The organism is Marvinbryantia sp., from assembly GCF_047017445.1.
Lineage (GTDB): Bacteria > Bacillota > Clostridia > Lachnospirales > Lachnospiraceae > Marvinbryantia.
This window is the reverse complement of record NZ_JBKXTT010000004.1, coordinates 266,547-284,946: the sequence shown is the minus strand read 5'-3', so window position 1 is coordinate 284,946 and position 18,400 is coordinate 266,547. Positions and strand designations below refer to the sequence as shown.

At 51.1% G+C, this 18,400-nt stretch carries 15 protein-coding genes, 2 pseudogenes and 1 riboswitch; of the genes and pseudogenes, 3 read left to right on the top strand and 14 right to left on the bottom strand.

What is annotated here, in order from left to right; genetic code table 11:
• On the top strand, positions 1-1,700 hold a 1,700-nt coding region (locus ACLU9Q_RS06660), incomplete at its 5' end, for a hypothetical protein (RefSeq protein WP_302225346.1).
• Between the two features lie 594 nt (positions 1,701-2,294).
• Here ACLU9Q_RS06660 and ACLU9Q_RS06655 read toward each other — a convergent pair.
• The 11 genes from ACLU9Q_RS06655 to ACLU9Q_RS06605 all read right to left on the bottom strand — a co-directional run bounded on the left by ACLU9Q_RS06655 (position 2,295) and on the right by ACLU9Q_RS06605 (position 13,249).
• On the bottom strand, positions 2,295-2,816 hold the full coding sequence (locus ACLU9Q_RS06655) for a type II toxin-antitoxin system PemK/MazF family toxin (protein WP_296908086.1): 522 nt from the start codon (positions 2,814-2,816) through the stop codon (positions 2,295-2,297).
• A gap of 90 nt (positions 2,817-2,906) precedes the next feature.
• Positions 2,907-3,116: a hypothetical protein gene (locus tag ACLU9Q_RS06650; RefSeq protein ID WP_296908091.1), complete on the bottom strand. Its 210-nt coding sequence runs from the start codon at positions 3,114-3,116 to the stop codon at positions 2,907-2,909.
• A 220-nt stretch (positions 3,117-3,336) separates the two neighbouring features.
• Positions 3,337-4,104: an ABC transporter ATP-binding protein gene (locus ACLU9Q_RS06645; protein ID WP_296908117.1), complete on the bottom strand. Its 768-nt coding sequence runs from the start codon at positions 4,102-4,104 to the stop codon at positions 3,337-3,339.
• A complete protein-coding gene (locus ACLU9Q_RS06640) occupies positions 4,101-5,156 on the bottom strand; it encodes a FecCD family ABC transporter permease (RefSeq protein ID WP_296908119.1) in 1,056 nt (351 codons plus the stop codon). Before ACLU9Q_RS06640 ends, ACLU9Q_RS06645 begins: the two co-directional genes overlap by 4 nt.
• Positions 5,153-6,232 carry an ABC transporter substrate-binding protein gene (locus tag ACLU9Q_RS06635; RefSeq protein ID WP_296908121.1) on the bottom strand — a complete coding sequence of 360 codons (1,080 nt, stop codon included), beginning with the start codon at positions 6,230-6,232 and terminating at the stop codon, positions 5,153-5,155. The genes ACLU9Q_RS06640 and ACLU9Q_RS06635 overlap by 4 nt, the downstream gene beginning before the upstream one ends.
• A gap of 192 nt (positions 6,233-6,424) precedes the next feature.
• A riboswitch (cobalamin riboswitch) is annotated at positions 6,425-6,606 on the bottom strand.
• Between the two features lie 36 nt (positions 6,607-6,642).
• On the bottom strand, positions 6,643-7,605 hold the full coding sequence (locus ACLU9Q_RS06630; RefSeq protein WP_412624806.1) for an N-acetylglucosamine kinase: 963 nt from the start codon (positions 7,603-7,605) through the stop codon (positions 6,643-6,645).
• Positions 7,602-8,558: an ABC transporter permease gene (locus ACLU9Q_RS06625; RefSeq protein ID WP_296908126.1), complete on the bottom strand. Its 957-nt coding sequence runs from the start codon at positions 8,556-8,558 to the stop codon at positions 7,602-7,604. The genes ACLU9Q_RS06630 and ACLU9Q_RS06625 overlap by 4 nt, the downstream gene beginning before the upstream one ends.
• 10 nt (positions 8,559-8,568) lie before the next feature.
• Positions 8,569-9,531, bottom strand: a complete 963-nt coding sequence (locus ACLU9Q_RS06620) for an ABC transporter permease (protein WP_296908128.1) — start codon at positions 9,529-9,531, stop codon at positions 8,569-8,571.
• A gap of 16 nt (positions 9,532-9,547) precedes the next feature.
• Positions 9,548-11,032, bottom strand: coding sequence for a sugar ABC transporter ATP-binding protein (locus ACLU9Q_RS06615; RefSeq protein WP_296908130.1), 1,485 nt, complete (start codon positions 11,030-11,032; stop codon positions 9,548-9,550).
• A 78-nt stretch (positions 11,033-11,110) separates the two neighbouring features.
• The gene (locus ACLU9Q_RS06610; RefSeq protein WP_296908133.1) at positions 11,111-12,058 is read right to left on the bottom strand and encodes a sugar ABC transporter substrate-binding protein; all 948 of its coding nucleotides are present in this window, start codon (positions 12,056-12,058) and stop codon (positions 11,111-11,113) included.
• 87 nt (positions 12,059-12,145) lie between these two features.
• Positions 12,146-13,249: a hypothetical protein gene (locus ACLU9Q_RS06605; protein WP_296908135.1), complete on the bottom strand. Its 1,104-nt coding sequence runs from the start codon at positions 13,247-13,249 to the stop codon at positions 12,146-12,148.
• A 250-nt stretch (positions 13,250-13,499) separates the two neighbouring features.
• Here ACLU9Q_RS06605 and ACLU9Q_RS06600 point away from each other — a divergent pair, with 250 nt between their 5' ends.
• Positions 13,500-14,519 carry a LacI family DNA-binding transcriptional regulator gene (locus tag ACLU9Q_RS06600; protein WP_296908137.1) on the top strand — a complete coding sequence of 340 codons (1,020 nt, stop codon included), beginning with the start codon at positions 13,500-13,502 and terminating at the stop codon, positions 14,517-14,519.
• A gap of 105 nt (positions 14,520-14,624) precedes the next feature.
• Here ACLU9Q_RS06600 and metG read toward each other — a convergent pair whose 3' ends face one another.
• From metG to ACLU9Q_RS06585, 3 genes and pseudogenes are all read right to left on the bottom strand, one after another.
• Entirely contained in the window at positions 14,625-16,595 is a 1,971-nt protein-coding gene (gene metG / locus ACLU9Q_RS06595) for a methionine--tRNA ligase (RefSeq protein WP_296908140.1), read from the bottom strand.
• Positions 16,596-17,283: 688 nt separating this feature from the next.
• Positions 17,284-17,400, bottom strand: a pseudogene (locus ACLU9Q_RS06590) (ABC transporter permease); the annotation flags it as partial.
• A gap of 31 nt (positions 17,401-17,431) precedes the next feature.
• A pseudogene (locus tag ACLU9Q_RS06585) lies at positions 17,432-17,545 on the bottom strand (ABC transporter ATP-binding protein); the annotation flags it as partial.
• A gap of 150 nt (positions 17,546-17,695) precedes the next feature.
• Here ACLU9Q_RS06585 and ACLU9Q_RS06580 point away from each other — a divergent pair.
• Entirely contained in the window at positions 17,696-18,397 is a 702-nt protein-coding gene (locus ACLU9Q_RS06580; RefSeq protein WP_296908144.1) for a response regulator transcription factor, read from the top strand.
• The last annotated feature ends 3 nt before the right edge of the window (positions 18,398-18,400 follow it).

Below are 18,400 nucleotides of genomic sequence, written 5' to 3'. Positions count from 1 at the left end.
CGAGTCCCGAAACAGAATCGGAGCTGCCGTTGGAAACGAGTCCCGAAACAGAATCGGAGCTGCCGCCGGAGACGAGTCCCGAAACAGAATCGGAGCTGCCGTTGGAAACGAGTCCCGAAACAGAATCAGAAACCGATTCGCAGCTTTCTCTTTCACCGTCGCCTGGCGAATGGTTTGTATATCAGGATCGCTATAATGGCAGGCGGCCTACCTATGCCCAAATGATGACTCCTACGATCATTTATGTACTTCACTGCACCAGCAAGAGCAATCCGGACGGAGTAGAACTGCCCACCTCAGACCCGATGCCATATCCCTACTACCCGTCTTCAAATATAAATTCGATGGGCTATTATGAAATTCACAGCGGAACAGGACATATTTTCCCATATTATAGTAATGGCTATTTTCTCTGGTGGCAAGAATATGGGGGCGAAGAGCTTTTTGATCAGCCGTACAAGCCTGCCGCCGCATGTGGCAGCGACTGTTTCTTCTGCTATTCATACTGGGACGTGAAGGAGAATTTGGGATTCTATCCCCCTTATCCGGCAATACATGCACATTATTATGAAACGGAGCCAGAAACGGAACCGGAGGAACCCGACTCCCCGCAGACGGATTCTGAAGCTTCTTCCGATACTCCCGAATCCGAACTGCAGACAGAAATCACCCCCTGGCTCCCGCTTCCACTGCAAAGTGAAAATTCACCGGAAAGCGAGACAGAAAAGGCTGACAAAAGCAGGCTGGAGGACGCATTTTCCCGCGTCCAGCAATATCTGCGGAGGAATCAGGCGAATTCCCCGGACGAGCTTACAGAAAACAGCCACAAGGCTCTTGTAGCCGCCGGAACCGTGGGCCTGGAGGCCTTGAATAACCCTGACGCCACGCAAGCCGAGGTCGACGCGGCGACCACCGCTATGGAAACGGTGCTTTCACAGTGTGAATATCTGCGTACGGCCGAAGCGAAAAAGCTGAAAGCGGAACTGGATGGATACCAGGGCAGCATTATTACCGCCTATAATTATTCCATAAGATATGGCGGCGTTTCCACCGGCTATCCTGCCGCTGCCCTGGAGGAATTTGTCCGGACTTACAATAATATTAAACAGTTTTATGACGCCCGGTGCGCCGGCTCCGGAAATTATGCCACAGCCAACGAAATCAAAGGGGAACGCAACAATCTGAAATATGCGTACAGGAAGCTCGAAAACGCCAAAGCCGCCGCCGACAAAAAAGGCTCCGGCAAGAAAACCTCCGAAAAACCCGGCGACATTGTGAAAACAGCGGAAGCGCTTGGCAAAGTACTTGAAGCTACCGGAATGAAGAACACATTTCTCGATCTGCTGCGTACTCTGATGGCCGCTTCAGACAACCCGACTATCCGAGGCGCGGCAAAGGGGGCCGGGTTGGCAAATAATGTAAAGCAGCTCTCCGAATTTATTGCCGACCTTTATATTGCAGTAAAGGCGGAGGATTCCAACCCAAAAAAAGCAAACAAAGAACTGATTCCTCTGGTTGTGAACCGCATACCGGAAGAGTTCGGGAACGATTTTAAAAACGCTGTTGCAAAAAATCTGAACAGCGCCGCAGACGCCTCCTCGCGTTCAAAGGATACTATAGAAATGTTTGACCGCTCCGGGGATATAGACGCATCCATCTACCGGAAGGAAGACGTCGGAGTCGGATACACAGGCGGCTGAAGCGAAAGCGCAGCGCCCCTGTCCCATTACAGGATGGCGGGTGCTGCCAGGCAGCGGAGAATGGGAGCAGTATGGGCAGAGGTCAGTCGGTCGTATATAATTGGCTGTTTTTTCTGACTTTTAACGCAAATTAAAAGGAGAACCGGCCGCATCCGATTCTCCCAAGTACGCTCCTTAGAGACGCACCGCTATTCACACTTATGGTATACAAGAAAGAGATAGAAAATGCAAGGATTTTCACGAAGTAACCATTTTTCCATGTCATACAATGGCAGAACCGCAACAAATGAAAGAAATTTATCCGTATATTTCTGACACATGTCATAAAAACACTCATTTGCAAAGCGTGCAAGCTCTGCTGTATACCTGCCAGATCCTACATTGCGCGCACTCTCCGCTCACTAAAAAACATACAGAAAAACTCCCCAGCTAAACTGGGGAGCCTCCAGAAGCTATACCTTTCGGCCCTACGGCTTCTTTGAAACATTTATATAGTACCCACTGTGCCCTGGTTTCCCAAGTGTGGGACTTAATCATAGTATCTCTTGCTTATTTTTATTATATGCAAACAGATTTCCCTTGTCAACACCATTTTTACAGTCCATACGCCCGCCTAAACTTCCCTTTTACCAGTTCAAAATCGTCTGGCGTTAATGTTCCGATACAACCCCTTACCGCGTCCAGCCTTGACTTACTTACTGCGCGGATTTCCTCACACTGTACCATGCTGTCCTTATCAAGGAATGCATATGTATGCATAGATGCAGGGACCTGCCTTCCCGGACAGATCATCTTATCATCATCTTCCGTATCGGAATAAAGTAAAAACCACGAATCCTGGGCTGGCAAGTTATTGGCGTTCGTCTTTCCCTTTGCATCAGTAATACACACAACAACCACTTTTTCCGAATTATTGATCCGGTTGTTTGACATCACCAGTACCGGGCGCATCTTATTTTTTTCTGTACCAATATTATAACCCAAATCGCAGTACCATATTTGCCCGTACAGAACCTGCCTGCGCTTATTGGAATTGAATTTTGAAATCCGGTTGTAGTTGATTTTATCTTTCACCCATCCGGCAATATTATAGTATTCCTGTGCTTCCTGGTTCATACTTTCCTCCTTGTCCCCCGATAGGAATATTATAAATCTTTCCGGATATACATTCAACCGTTTTCGGCACAAATCGAACATTTTTTCGTCTTACACATTTACTCCCGGACTTTTTGGTGCAGCTTCATAAAATCTTCTTGCCTGTTCCGGGCTGTAGTAACTACTGAACACTTCGGCACCATCAATCCCCAGTTTTAAAATATCTTCAAGCAGATATTCTCTGCCTTTCAGATTTACGCCGGAATGTGCTATAACTGCAACATCGTGATTACGGTGAATAATGTCAATGATTTCTTCCATTGCTGGATAGTCGATTTTTGCATAACAAAGTTTTCCCTAAGAATAATAATCCCAATAGAAATTTACATATGGATTATCACTTCTTTCCCCACCGGGGCGATAAGGCTGCAAGAGAGGGTGGTCTGCATATTCTTGCATTGCAATTAAGACTTTCGCAAACAAAAGTCGCAAAACTGCGTTCGGGTTCTTTTATTTCTCTTTTCTATAGTTTTCGCCGCCGTCATACCGTGCGTTTTAAAACCATGTGACGGCAGCCGTCAATCGGCATAATTTCCGTGCTTACTCCGTATACTTCCCGGATGTTTTCCTCTGTGATCACCTTTTCCGCCGAACCAAGGGAAAATATCTTTCCATCCTTCAGCATCAAAAACTGATCGCAGAACATTGCCGCCAGATTGAGATCATGGATTGAAATTACTACGGTAAGCTGTTCCTCCCCGGAAAGCTGTCTGACGATCTCCATGGTATGAAGCTGGTTTTTCATATCCATGCTGCTGGTCGGTTCATCCAGCAGCAGGATCTGCGGCTGCTGCGCCAGCGCCCTTGCAATAAATACGCGCTGCCGCTCTCCGCCGCTCAGCTCTGTAATTTTTGTAAACGCATACCGCTCCAGCTCCATCTTCTCGATCAGCTCATATACCAGCTCCTTGTCCTTTTTTCCCGGATTAAAGCGGACAAACGGCATCCTCCCCATCATGACCGCATCCACCACACGGACCGGAAAAATATTGCCCATATGCTGCGGTACATACGCCACATACTTTGCGCGCTTCCCGACCGGCATTTCAAAGAGATTCTCTCCATCCACACAGCTTTTTCCCGCAAAAGGCTCCAGAATGCTGCACAGTGACTTTAACAGCGTGGTCTTCCCGGTTCCATTCTGCCCAAGCAGTGCCATCACACTGCCCGTAGCAACGGAAAAAGAGATATCATCTAGGATCAGCCGCTTTCCGTAGCGAAACGAAATATTCTCCACTTTCAGACTCATTGGAAATACCCCTTTCGTTTTGATAAAATCAAATTGATAAAGATCGGGACGCCCAAAAATGAAATGATGATTCCAACCGGGATCGTGACCGGCGCCAGAATCAGCCGCCCGATCGTATCGGCAACCAACATCAGAATCGCGCCCGTCACTGCCGAAAACGGCAGCAGATAGCGATGATCATTTCCGATGATCATGCGTGCGATATGCGGTCCTGCCAGACCGACAAATCCGATCACACCGGTAAAGCTGATCACCGCAGCCGTCATCAGCACAGAAAGGATCCCCACCTGCACGCGCACAGCTTCCACACGGATACCCAGAGATTTCGCCACCTCGTCGTCCCCGGAGGACATTACATTCAGCGCAGGAGCATGAAAATAAAGCAGGATCAGACAAACAAGTACTACCACAGCTACCGTTCCCGCTTCCTGCCACTGCGCGCCGTTCAAAGACCCGAACGCCCACTGCACTACCTGCGCCAGCTTATGTTCGCTGGCAAAAAATTCAATGGTTGAGGTAGCTGCGCTAAACAGGTAATTCAGCGCAATTCCCGTCAGAACGATCGCTTCCGGTCCCATTCCGACCTTGAGAGAGATCATGTATACCAGCACCGTACATCCCATTGCCCATATAAATGCGTTCAGCACGATACCGGCTTCTGTACCGGCAAACAGCCCCATGCCAAACACGATAGAAAGCGATGCGCCAAATGCCGCCGCGTTGGAAATACCAATAGTAAAGGGGCTGACCAGAGAATTTCTCGTCACTCCCTGCATCGCCGCTCCGGATACGGAAAGTCCGAAGCCTGCGAGCACCGCCATCACAACCCTTGGGAGCCGCAGGAAAAGGATCACCTTTTCCTGCTTGCCCGGTTCCTCACCCCGCAGCCAGCCGGCCGCCGCTCTGCACACATCCGCCACGCTGGTATCCGCCGCGCCCATCGCCGTAAATACCAGAGCCAGAATGACTGTCAATATCAGACACAAAATGATCAGCAGCCAGTTTCTGCGCGCAGAAACCTCGTACCGCTTTGCAATTTCTTTTCCGCTCATTGCTTCAGCTCAGATGCGCTGTAGAAGTGTCCCTCCACGTTTTCAAACCCCTGGAAGTCCTCCATCCATGCGCGGAATACCTCGTCCGGATCCAGATCCGGCAGCAGATCCGGATAGAGCATCTTTGCCACATACATCGTTCCTACCAGCTTGCAGGCGCCGCCGTGGCTGAACTGTGTCATAAAATAAATATCATCATTCTTCACCGCGGTGATCTCATCCCATCCCGCACGGGAAATCAGATTCTCGTAGCAGTTAATAAAGTCCTCTTTTGTCGGCGGCTCGTATAAACCGGTGCCTGCATTTGCCTTTTCCGGCGTGATCAGCTTAATGATCACATCCGGGTCGCGCACGATCACTTCCTCCGGATCTACGTCACTCTTGGAGATATTTTCAAAATCTGTCGCAAAAATATTTTCTCCGCCGGCATAGGCAATCATATCGTAGAAGAAATCTCCCGGCAGGGTCGTATTATAATCGGTAGTCGATTCAAAATAAACCGTCTTTTTCTCCTGCCCCTCCAGCTGCGTGTTGATGTACTCCAGCTTGTCATTAAAGTAATTGTAGAACTCCTGCGCCGATTCCTCGACATCAAACATTTTTCCAATGTTCTCTACCTGATTTTTAAAATCCGACGTATCGTATCCCGAAATCACAAAAACCTTGATCCCAAACGGCTCCAGCTGTCCCTCTGCCTCTTCATAGGAACCGTTGTCCGGCAGAATAAGTACATCCGGGTCCAGCTCCGCAATCTTTTCATAGTTCAGCTCGGTCTGGCTCTTTCCGATAACATTGTCCGGGTCAAACATCCCCCAGTATTCTCTGTCCTGCGCCGTATTGCTATCCACTGAAATAATGTGATCGATCGCTCCGCACGCACGGATCAGTTCGCTGTTGTAGCGGTTCGCCACCACGCACGTAGATACCGGATACGGCAGTTCCACCTCTCTGCCCGCATTGTCCGTAAGGGTAATTGTCTCCTTGTTCTCTGCTTCTTCTGCGCTTACTCCCGCAAACACTGCTGCCGAAAGAAATGTGCAGCAAAGCAGTGCTGCCAGTTTTTTCATGTGCTTCATACTTTTTCTCCTTTGCTTTTTTATTTTAGTCAAATACCCTGCAGCAAGCTGCGGGGCACGACCTGCTTGTTCTTTCCGCCCAGGGGGCGGCGTATTTGACCCTCGCGGGAATAAAAAAAGAGACCTTTCCAAGATCGAAAAAGTCTCCTGCCGTTTCAGTTGCAACAGCTTTCTTTCCCCTTGCCCGGAAATACTTCTGCATATTATAAAGGCAGGTCTCCTGACTTCTGCTTCATCCGCAAAACACCTTCCCGCCAAAGGCAGTGGTTCCTTCGTTTCTTGTCCGCAATTACAGTAGTGGCTGCTGTGGGGGATTTTCACCCCGCTTCCCTTTTCATCAGATCCTCATCTGAACCCTTATAAAGATTTTTATTTATTTGTTAAAACTATAACATTTTCTGCCAGATGTGTCAAGCAGATCCCGAAGCATTGGCTGCCCGCTCCTCAAGCCACTTTTGCGCGCCCGCAACAGGCTCTTTTGATGCCGGAAAAATTTCCGCGCGCCCGTCCATCGCCTTCTGGACCCTTTTCTCCAGTAAGTCCAGATATGTCCGGTTCGCCGCCTTTGTGTGGACAGAGCCGGTAAGTACAACCGGGATCTGCGCCTGTGCAAAGCCAAGCTTGCGGCAGACCACGCTGATATTTTCTGCCGTGCAGTCCGTCATTTCCTCTGCCAGAGTCTGCGCGTCCTCATCCTTTTGTTCCAACGCCGCAAAGAACAGCTCCACCGCTGCTCTTGCCGCCTCCGGATGCTCTGTCGGATCCTTCAGAAGCGTCAGCGAATCAAGAATGTCCTCCTCGCTCCGGCATCCGAATTTCTGCTGATACGCCGCCGTCAGATACGTATTCTCCCCATGCAGGAAAAGGCGCTGATACACCGCCCGGAAAAGGTGCACGGCAATCCATCTGCCGCCTCCGGCATCCCCGGACCACTCATCCAGTCCGGCGCTCTTTATCATCCTGCTCTCTTCACTGATCCCGCAGCAGCATACGCCTGTCCCGCAGTTATAGGCGATTCCCCAGCCATTGCACTCCGCCTTTACAGGCAGGAAACCATCGTTGCACACCAGGAACCGCGTAAGCCCGATATCCCGCAGGCAGCGCTCAATATTTATCTGATCTGTGCGGCTGTCAACACCGGACAACCCCGCCACCGTATCCGTAATATCACCGATCTGCAGCCCTCTTCGCCCAAGCAGGTCAGCGATCGCGCTCCTCAGCTCACGCGCCGTATCCTCCCATCCGCCCGGCAGGAAATCATGATTCACGCATCCGCCCAGGCAGCGCTCCGCCGCCCGGAATTGTCCGTCAAGCAGACGATACTCCGTTTTCGTTCCCCCGCCGTCGATCGCAAGATACCACGCATTTTTCATACTGCCTCCGCCTTTCTTTTCTGCGCATAATTATCCGCCCAGAGAATCAGCAAAATAATGATGCCCTTGCACACCTGCTGAATGTAAGCGCTGATGCCGAGCATATTCATGCAGTTCTCCAGAAGCTGTATTGCAAGCAGGCCCACAAAGGACTGCCCGATCCCGCCGACGCCGCCTGCAAAAGAAGTGCCGCCTACCACACAGCCGCAGTTCACAGACAGCGCGGTGCTGTCTCCGTAAATGGACGAGCCGGTGTTCAGCCGTGAGGAGAGCAGTACGCCGCAGAAAGCGGCCATCGCCCCGCAGATCACAAAGGTCATCCACTTTATTTTTTCCGCCTTGATGCCGGATTGCGCGGCTACGTTATAATCGCCGCCGATCGCATAGCAGTTTCTGCCAAAAGAAGTAAACCGCAGAATGCAGAAAAAGAGCACCAGCATCACCAGCATGATAATGATCAGATTCGGTATCCCGGCGATCAGCTTTCCGTTGGCAATTTTCATGAACGACAGATTTTTTGCCGGAACCGGATGCGCGTCGGTAATCTGCTGGGCAATGCCTTTGAGCAGCATTCCCATGCCGAGCGTGATGATAAACGGCTCCGTTTTCTGCCGTACGACCAGAAAGCCATTGACAAAACCAACCAGCGCCCCGCAGGCAACCGCCGCCAGGATCGCCGCCCACAGCGGCATATAATCCATCAGCTTAATCGTGATAATTCCCGAAAGGCTCATCATCGAACCAATTGAAAAATCTACGCCGCCGCAGATGATCACCAGCGTCACTCCAAAGGCAAGCATCTCCAGGATCGCCGCCGAATTCAGCATATCAAGAAGATTATACGTCGTGTAAAATCTGGTGTCAAAGAAAATCATCAAAAACAGCATCAAAAGAATCGCCGTCAGCGCCTTTTGTTTTTCCATTACTTTACAGATTTTTCTCCATACGTGCATTCGTCCCACCTCACTTTGTTCTGCGTCGGTCTATCCAGATAGCAATAATCAGGATGATGCCCTCGCACACCGACTGGATATAGGTTGATACGCCAAGTAAATTCAGACAGTTGGAAAGCAGTGTCACAAGCATAACGCCGAGCATGGTGCGGATCACACTGCCGCGGCCGCCCGAAAGCGAAGTACCGCCCACTACCACTGCAAGGATCGCGTTCGTCTCATAGTTTGCGCCCATCAGCGGCGATGCCGTGGTCGTACGCGAAAACAGCACGATCGCGCCAAATGCCGACAGCACGCCGGACAGCACATAGACAAGCGCTACCCGCCGCTTCACCGGAATGCCAACCATATCCGCCGCTGTAATATTGGCTCCCGTAAGCTGGATCTCCCGCCCGGTCTGTGTCCGGTTCAGAAAAAGATGCAGCGCAAACATCAGCGCAAAAAACAGCAGGAAGGATACCGGAATAAAACCGACCTTGCCGGAACCAATGCCACGCAGCAGCGTCACCGAAGAATTCAGGTGAGACATATGCTGCGTTGCTCCGCCCGTGTACAGAAGTGCCGCAGCGCTGTACACCGCGCTGAGCGCGTAGCTCATAAACAGAGCCTTCGCCTGCGTCAGCGCCCCGCAGCTTATTACCGCAAGCGCATTTATAAGCCCCATCAGCGCACCCGCAAGCAAGCCTGCAAGCAGCGCGCCCGTCTGTCCAAGCACGTCGATCATGGAAATTGTAAACACCGCGGAAAGAGATACGATTCCCGCCACCGAAAGATCAATATAACCGCCGATGATAGCGATCGTCATCCCAAGCGCCACAAAGCTCAGCGGTCCAAACTGGTTCAAAAGATTTCCAAGGTTCGCCACGGTGAGAAATTTCGGTTCCATCAGAGCCGTCACTGCCGCCAGGATCACGATCGTCACCAGGACCAGATTTTCCTGCAAAAACGAATTCGCGCGTGTTTTTGTATTCACAGCCTTTCCTCCTCTCTCAGCCGATCGCCATATTCATGATTTCCTGCGCCGAGGTCTGCTCCGGGTCAAATTCCCCGGTAATGCGCCCATTCGCGATCGTCAGCACGCGGTTGCTCATATTCAGCACCTCCGGCAGCTCCGATGAGATCAGGATGATCGAGCTTCCTGCCTCCACCGTCTTTTTCATCAGCATATAGATCTCGTATTTTGCACCCACGTCAATCCCCCGCGTCGGCTCGTCCAGGATGAGGATGCGCGGACTCGTCTCCAGCCAGCGCCCGATAATGCACTTCTGCTGGTTTCCGCCGGACAGCTCCACAACCGGCGTCTGCGCAGAAGAGGTCTTGATCAGCAGCTCCTCTATCTGCCGCTGCGCCATCTGACGCTCCTTTCCTCTCGACAGAAAAACACCCTTTTTCACCTTCGGCAGATTCGCCATGGAAATATTCGCCTCCACGGAAAACGGCAGCACCAGCCCCTGCTGCTTCCGGTCCTCCGGCACAAACGCCATTCCGTACTTTTTTCCATCCTGCGGGCATGTAATATTCACAGTCTCCCCGTCGATCCGGATTTCCTTCTGCTTTGCCTTATCCGCCCCGTAAATCGCCCGCACGATCTCCGTTCTTCCTGCGCCGACAAGACCGACCAGACCAAGGATCTCCCCTTTATTCAGCGTAAAGGAAATATCTTTAAGCTTTCTCGTATTTAAATGCTCCACCCTCATCAGCGGTCCGCCAACACAGTGGGGCCGTTCCGGGTATTCATTCTCAATGGTCCTGCCCACCATCATACTTACCATGTCCCGGCGGCTGAGCTCCCCGGCAGGACGCGTATCGATCACATGGCCGTCACGCATGACCGTCACATAATCGCAGTATTCAAAGATTTCATCCAGCTTGTGGCTGATGTAAATGATCGAGATCCCCTGCCCGCGCAGCTGCCGGATGATCTCTCCCAGACTCGCAAGCTCCTCCTCCGTCAGACTGCTGGACGGCTCATCCATAATGATCAGCTTTGACTGAAAGGAAAGCGCCTTGGCAATCTCCACCATCTGCTTTTCCGAGGTACTCAGCTCCGACACAAGTGTCCGCGTGCTGATGGACGAACCGATCCGTTCCAGAAGCTCCTTCGCCTTCTGGTGCGTTCCCCTCATGCCGCCCGCCTCTTTAAATCTTCCAAGAAAAATGTTTTCCCCTACCGTCATGGAATTTACCAGACTGAATTCCTGGTAAATAATGCTCAGTCCCATGCGCAGCGATTCCATCGGCGACGTCGTCTCCACTGTTTGCCCGTCAAACTGGATGCTCCCGGAATCCTTTGTATAAACGCCGGAGAGGATTTTCATCAGCGTCGACTTGCCTGCTCCGTTTTCTCCCACGATCCCATGAACAACCCCGCGGCGTATCTGCAGAGATACGTCATCCAGCGCTTTCACGCCCGGGAATGTTTTGCTTACCTCCCGGACGGATAGAATGAATTCCGAAGAAGGATTTTCTGTCATAATGTCGTCCTCCTGCTCTATATGCAAATGGATTGCCTGCTTTTTCGGCAGGCAATCCGCGGTGTACAGTTTCCCTCTTTACCACTCCGGATACGGCAGCTCATCCACATTTTCCGCCGTCACGATATCAAGCGGCACATAATTTTCTGCCTCATATTCCTCGCCGTCTGCCGCTTTGCGGATCGTTTCCAGTGCTTTCAGCGAAATGTTGACTACATTCTGGCTGATGCATACATTCTGTGTACCCGCTTTCACCTGGTCAAATCCGCTTCTGCTCCCGTCGATCGCTACCACATAGGTGCCCTCAATGCCCGCATTTTTCAATGCCTCGATGCAGCCTGTTGCGCCGCCGTCCCAGTGGCAGAAGATACCCTGGATCTCATCGCCGTACTTTACGATCATATCCTCCGTGATCGCCATCGTCTCATTGGAGGACCAGCTGCTCGTCGCCTGATAATCCAGCACTTCAATGTTTGAACCTTCCAGCGCCGCATTGAAGCCGTCGTGCCTGCGCACCTGTGCGTCCGTTCCTGCCGTGCCGCCCACCTCAAGAATCTTCGCGCCGTCCGGGAACTGCTCAATAAATGCCTGAGCTGCTTTTTCACCTGCTTCCGTGTCATCCACGCCCACAAAGATATCGCGGTATTCGCGGTATTCCTCCGGGAGATCCGCAGAGTACATTGCTACGATCACGCCGTTCTCTTTCGCCTGCATAACCGCCGGGATCACCGCATTGATATCGCTCGGACAAAGAATGATCGCATCGAAGCCCTGTCCGATACAGTTCGTGATAGCGGAGGTTTCTGTCTGCGCATCGTATTTGCCGTCAAACGCCGTTACTTCCATGTTGTAATCACCCTGGTTTTCCTCCATGATCTTATAGCCGTAGGCGTTCATCTCGTTCGACATAGAATTCGGTATGTACGCCACCTTCAGCGTCTCCGCCTCCTTCGCATAAGCGGTCAGCCCCATCGTCAGTACGCATCCGGCCGCCAGTGCAGCCAGCATTCCCTTTGTTCTTTTCATTGTAGTTCCTCCTTTAATAATATATTTTTGTGCGGGTATCCCGCATTGTTGCCATAATTTTTGTTATATCACAGGCTTTCCCTTCTGTCAGATTCCGGCGATCGCCGCAAGCATTTCATCAGAGATATGCATAATATCCCAGGACAAAACAATCCGTTCTGTTCCCGCCGCCTGCAGCTTCTTTAAAAAGCGTTTTACGTAGTCTGCATCTGAATTGCACACCCCTTCAACCTGATTGACATCGACCCCGGGCGCCGCACAGATATCTTTTTCCTGCAAAAGCTTCATCTGCTGTACGGCAAGCGTCATGCCTTCCGTATCGCCGCCCCACAGAGCATCCAGCCGCCGTTTGATATCTCTGCCCAGACCGCGCAGCTCGAACGGAACGCCTGCCGGCGCATCTGTCCGCAGATACACCATCGGTTTGATAAAATCCATCCTCTCCCCGATTTCCGCCAGATCCTGCCCGACGAAATCGGCGACTGACGGTGTGAACGTATCCGCTCCAACCTTCAGGCCGCGCTCACGGAATCTCTTTTCAAGCATCCTTACCTGCCTGCTGATCAGCTTCCTTTTCGCCCGCATCAGACAGTCCACGTCCCGATCCGCGAAACGATAGGTAAATCCGCTCCGCTCCTCCGGCAGGAATGCTTCCATACACGCGTCCTTCGCCAGCCTCTGCAGCCGTTCCGTGTCCGCCCCCTCTTCCTGATAGAGCTTCTGGCATCGCGGGCACCAGCATCCGAACAGATTCCCAAAAGACCCTGCCGCCGAAGCATAGCGGATCCGGTCTAAAAACACACCGTCCACCCGGCAGCCCTCCGTCAGTTCATCGAACACCTCCGCTGCCCGGCCAATGCTTTTCGCGGAGGACTGACAGGCAAATTCAAAGTTGTCTCCCGCAAATTTGTTGACATCCTGCCGCTCCCGCCCTGCAATATTTCGGTTCGGCTCCGCATCCTCCTGGTTCTGGATCTCCGCAAATACCGGCAGCCACAGATACTTTTCAATCCCGTGCTTTTCAAGGAGACTGCAGATCGCTCTGTTCAGTCCATCCTCCGGCGCCCATCCGAAGATCACTCTCTCCACATCCAGGATCTGCAGGGTATGCTCCAGCTTCCTGACAACCTCCTGCGGCTCCAGCACCGAACGATCAAACGATCCCGTACATAACTGCACTGTGTATCGCACGCTTCTCCCTCCGATCCGTCGCTTTTTCTTTCTGTAATTACTATATTTTATTTCAGAAAGATTGTCAATCAATCCCTCCTTTCAAAAAAATCTTTATATCTATTTACTACTTTTATTGCTTCTTTTTCGCTCTGTTTTTAGTTATTTTGCCAGTTTCCCATTTCTATTTCAGAAATAGCTTGGAAAATCCTTGCAATTTGCTTGAAATATGCTATATTAAAAACAGATACTTTATTGGAGGTTCTGATATATGCGCAGAAAATACCCTTTCTCCTTTTCTGAAATAGCCGAAATCGCCGGCGTATCCACCGCAACCGTATCCCGTGTGATGAATGATCAGAGTACCGTAAAGCCCCATCTGGTCGAAAAGGTCTGCGAGGCGCTCAGCGCACAGGGCATCAATCCCAACGATTATATCGTGCAGGCGCCTTCCTCCGGAAAACTGCTCCTCTTTGTTTTGCCGTTTGATTTCAATTCCTTTTTTAATGAGATCATAAAAGGAGCAAAGGCGTCCGCTATCCAGCACGGATACACCATGATGATCCTGCAGGAGCACATCAACAGCAACACGTTTCCTGCCTTTGAGCACCTGATCAAAAGCGCCAGGATTTCCGGCGTTATCTGTCTGAATCACGTCAACGCCCAGCTTATGCACGCTCTGAGCAGCCTGGTTCCGGTAGTGCAGCTCTGCGACTACAATCTGCAGAGCAAAACCGTCTCTTCCGTCAGCCTGGATGACTTTGAGATGGCCGCCGCGGCAGTGAACCATCTGGTCTCACAGGGAAGAAAACGCATCGCGTTTATGTCCGGCTCGCTCAAATACCGGGACAATTACGTCCGCCAGGAGGGTTATCTGAAGGCGCTCCAGGCGGCAGGCATCCGTCCGACACAGCGCTGGATCATCAACCTTCCGGAAATTGACTACAACATGGCTTTTTCCTCCGCCACCCAGTTATTTTCCCAGACCGTCCGCCCGGACGCCTTTCTGACGATTTCCGACCTTTACGCCTGCGCCGTCATTAATGCCGCGCGCCGCCTTCATCTGCGCGTGCCGGACGATCTGATGGTCATCGGATACGATAACGTAGACTATGCCACCATATCCTCCCCGCAGATTACCACCATTAACACGCCAAAGCATCAGATGGGATATACTGCCAGCGAGCTGCTTATCGACCGCATTCAGAATCCCGGCTCCACCATCCAGCATATTAATCTTCAGTCGGAGCTGATCATCCGCGAATCCACTACGCCAAAGGTGACGCCGTAAAGCGGCACCTGCAGAGCAACAAAAATACCGGACGAGCCGCTTCTTCACGATTCATCCGGTATTTTATTTAATTTGAGGGCCAGGTAATTCCCTTTATTTCCGTTTTTAACAGATTTCCGCACCCGACGGCATTTCTTTTTCCGGTACCATCAGCGCCAGCTCTCCATTTTCATCCTCCGCGCAGAGCAGCATTCCCTCCGAGAGTACGCCCGCCAGCTTCGCAGGTTTTAAGTTCACCAGAACCATCACCTTTTTGCCGACCATCTCCTCCGGGCTGTAGTGCGCCTTGATGCCAGACACGATCTGCTTTACCTGGCTGCCGATCTTCACCTGGCTGCACAGAAGCTTTTTCGATTTTTTCACGGCCTCACAGGCAATGATCTCACCCACCTGGAACTGCATTTTGCCGAATTCCTCAAAAGTGATCTCTTCCTTCGGCTCGATGTCGATCACCGCTTCTTCCTTCTCTTTCTTCGCAGGCTCCGCCGCTTCCTCCGCAACCGGCGGGTGAAGCGCTTCTACCTTCGCCATCACTTCCTTAATATCCAGCCGCGCGAACAGGATTTCCGGCTTTTCCGTCACCTTCGTGCCGGATTTGTAAAGACCATACTGATCCATCGCCTCCAGACCTCTCTTCTGTGCGTTAAGCTGGGCGAGCACCTTCTCTGCTGTATCCGGCATAAACGACTCCAGCAGCTCCGCGCCGATGGAAATGCACTCTACCAGATTGTAAAGCACGGTCGCCAGACGATCCTGCTTTGTCTCGTCCTTTGCCAGCGCCCACGGCATTGTCTCGTCGATGTATTTGTTGCAGCGCTTAAAGAGAACGAAAATTTCGCTGATCGCGTCCGCCACGCGCAGCTTTTCCATCTTTTCCGTCACTTTCTTCGGCGTCTCCAGGGCAACTGCTTTCAATTCCGCATCCACCGGCTCCTCCGCTCCTTTATCAGCAACCACGCCGCCAAAATACTTGTTTGACATGGAAATCGTGCGGTTCACTAGGTTGCCGAGCGTGTTCGCAAGGTCGGAATTTAAGCGCTCCACCAGCAGCTCCCAGGTGATCACACCGTCGTTGTCAAACGGCATTTCGTGCAGCACAAAGTAACGCACCGCATCCACTCCAAAGAAGTCTACCAGTTCATCCGCATACAGCACATTGCCTTTCGATTTGCTCATCTTGCCATCGCCCTGCAGCAGCCACGGATGCCCGAACACCTGCTTCGGCAGCGGAAGATCCAGCGCCATCAGGAAAATCGGCCAGTAAATCGTATGGAAGCGGATGATGTCCTTTCCGATCAGATGCAGATCTGCCGGCCAGTTCTTTTTAAACTGCTCTGTGCTCTCTCCGTCGCAGTCGTAGCCGATACCTGTGATGTAGTTGGTGAGCGCATCCAGCCATACGTATACCACATGCTTATCATCAAAGTCTACCGGAATGCCCCATTTGAAGGAGGTTCTGGAAACACAAAGGTCCTGCAGGCCCGGAAGCAGGAAGTTGTTCATCATTTCATTTTTTCTGGACACCGGCTGGATAAACTCCGGATGTGTGTTGATATGCTCGATCAACCGGTCCGCATATTTACTCATTCTGAAGAAGTATGCTTCCTCCTTCGCCGGTTTTACCTCGCGTCCGCAGTCAGGACACTTGCCGTCCACAAGCTGCGACTCCGTCCAGAAGGATTCGCACGGCGTACAGTACATTCCTTCATAGGAACCTTTGTAGATATCGCCCTGCTCGTACAGCTTCTTAAAAATCTTCTGCACCTGCTTTTCGTGGTAGTCGTCCGTAGTGCGGATAAATTTATCATAGGACGCATTCACCAGATCCCAGATGCGCTTTACCTCGCCTGCCACCTTATCCACATATTCCTTCGGCGTAACGCCTGCCTCGGCTGCCTTCAGCTCAATCTTCTGCCCGTGCTCGTCCGTTCCTGTCTGGAAAAACACATCATAGCCCTGCGCCCTCTTAAAACGCGCAATGGCGTCCGCCAGGATAATCTCATAGGTATTGCCGATGTGCGGTTTGCCCGATGTGTAGGCAATCGCCGTTGTCATATAAAATTTTTTCTTTTCCATAATATCTCCTTTCTCCTTCCGCAAAGACAAAAAAGCCCATCTTCCCTATTCTGAGAAGACAGGCTGTTCACCCGTGTTACCACTTCACTTTATCCGCACCTCGCGGTGCAGACCTCATCAGGTGCGTACACACCCTGCCGCTATAACAGGCGGTTCCCGTTGCAGCCTTGCTGTGAGCACTTGGCGAGGTATTTTCGAGCCTAGTGCGAACGCACACCCGGACACTTGGTGAGGTCCTTTCGAACCTAGTGTCCGCGGTGTTTCCCTGCTCTGGCACTTGGCGAGGTATTTTCGAGCCTAGTGCGAACGCACACCCGGACACTTGGTGAGGTCCTTTCGAACCTAGTGTCCGCGGTGTTTCCCTGTTCTGGCACTTGGCGAGGTATTTTCGCCCCTCTTATTTCACAGTTCGGTGCACCACTCAGAAGCCATTTTCCACCTACCCCTGTACATTCCTCTCAGCGTCCGGCGCCGCCGGAAGTCTCCCCGGATACGGCGCGCATGGAATTTCTCTGTAATACAAAAGATACATGTACTCTCTTCGTCTTTGCGTTTCACTACTAACAAATCTAGCACAAAAGCAGGTATTCCGTCAAGACAGATTTTCATATACCGGTAAATATCAATCCGGTTTTTCTGCTGCTCATTTTTTATATTTCTCCGGAGTCACACATGCAATCCTCAAAATCGAAGCTTCGGGGTAGCCGGAGGCAACGACCAACAGTGGTGCGATAAAAATCAGCGGTACGATCTTTGATCGTTTTACCTTCATAAACTCGATCCTGAGTAATTCCCAAAAACTCATTTCTTCACTTCCTCCTTACTCATAGCGTTTATGGACCAAAGAAACCATAAATACTGCCTTTGCGAATATGAAGCGAAACATGATTGACAGAAGTGAAGTCCCTGTATTTTTTCGTCAACTGTTCCGTGGTAATCATGCAATCCATAAGAACATCTCCTCATTGCCTCATTGATTCCATAATAAAACACCAGCCTGACTTTTACATTCTCGCGTCCTTACTTTTACCTTACTTTTTGGGTGACGCAATTCCCAGACCGGATATCTTGTGATACAATAATTTCGTAGGAGGTGCACTATGGACAATTCTTTTCTGCATCGAAAAAGTCTCCTTCTTGTGGACGACGAGCCGGATTTGCTGAAAATGGTATCAGCTATTTTGAAAGATGCCGGTTTTGAAACTGTTCTTACTGCTGCATCAGTAAAAGAAGCCGTCATGATGGCCAAACAGGAAAAACCTGATCTGATGATATTGGATGTAATGCTGCCGGATGGGGATGGCTTTTCCCTGATGAAACAGTTCCGTACATTTACAGATGTGCCGATAATTTTTTTAACAGCAAGAGACGAAGCCACAGACAAACTTACGGGGCTTGGTCTTGGCGCGGATGATTACATTTCAAAGCCGTTTATGCCGCAGGAACTATTGCTGCGTGTCTATGCGGTCCTGCGCCGCACTTATAAAGAGGATAGCCCGCTGGTCGTCCTGGATGGATGTACGATTGATTTCAGCCGGGCAGAGGTCAGCAAAGGCGGCAAGGTTATCTCCCTGACCGCAAAAGAGCATACCCTGCTTGAAACGCTGGCCCGCAACGAGGGAAATATCGTCACGGTTGACGCTCTTTGCGATGCGTTATGGGGTGACAATCCTTTCGGCTATGAAAACAGCCTGAATGCCCATGTGCGGCGTATTCGGGAAAAAATTGAAGCCGATCCATCAAAGCCTGTTTCCCTGATTACAATCAAGGGCCTGGGATATAAATTGATTACGAGGAAGTGACGC

Excerpts from the sequence above, each read along its gene's own strand:
- ACLU9Q_RS06655 (WP_296908086.1), bottom strand. The coding sequence starts at position 2,816 with ATGAACCAGGAAGCACAGGAATACTATAATATTGCCGGATGGGTGAAA.
- ACLU9Q_RS06650 (WP_296908091.1), bottom strand. The coding sequence starts at position 3,116 with ATGGAAGAAATCATTGACATTATTCACCGTAATCACGATGTTGCAGTT.
- ACLU9Q_RS06645 (WP_296908117.1), bottom strand. The coding sequence starts at position 4,104 with ATGAGTCTGAAAGTGGAGAATATTTCGTTTCGCTACGGAAAGCGGCTG.
- ACLU9Q_RS06640 (WP_296908119.1), bottom strand. The coding sequence starts at position 5,156 with ATGAGCGGAAAAGAAATTGCAAAGCGGTACGAGGTTTCTGCGCGCAGA.
- ACLU9Q_RS06635 (WP_296908121.1), bottom strand. The coding sequence starts at position 6,232 with ATGAAGCACATGAAAAAACTGGCAGCACTGCTTTGCTGCACATTTCTT.
- ACLU9Q_RS06630 (WP_412624806.1), bottom strand. The coding sequence starts at position 7,605 with ATGAAAAATGCGTGGTATCTTGCGATCGACGGCGGGGGAACGAAAACG.
- ACLU9Q_RS06625 (WP_296908126.1), bottom strand. The coding sequence starts at position 8,558 with ATGCACGTATGGAGAAAAATCTGTAAAGTAATGGAAAAACAAAAGGCG.
- ACLU9Q_RS06615 (WP_296908130.1), bottom strand. The coding sequence starts at position 11,032 with ATGACAGAAAATCCTTCTTCGGAATTCATTCTATCCGTCCGGGAGGTA.
- ACLU9Q_RS06610 (WP_296908133.1), bottom strand. The coding sequence starts at position 12,058 with ATGAAAAGAACAAAGGGAATGCTGGCTGCACTGGCGGCCGGATGCGTA.
- ACLU9Q_RS06600 (WP_296908137.1), top strand. The coding sequence starts at position 13,500 with ATGCGCAGAAAATACCCTTTCTCCTTTTCTGAAATAGCCGAAATCGCC.
- metG (WP_296908140.1), bottom strand. The coding sequence starts at position 16,595 with ATGGAAAAGAAAAAATTTTATATGACAACGGCGATTGCCTACACATCG.
- ACLU9Q_RS06580 (WP_296908144.1), top strand. The coding sequence starts at position 17,696 with ATGGACAATTCTTTTCTGCATCGAAAAAGTCTCCTTCTTGTGGACGAC.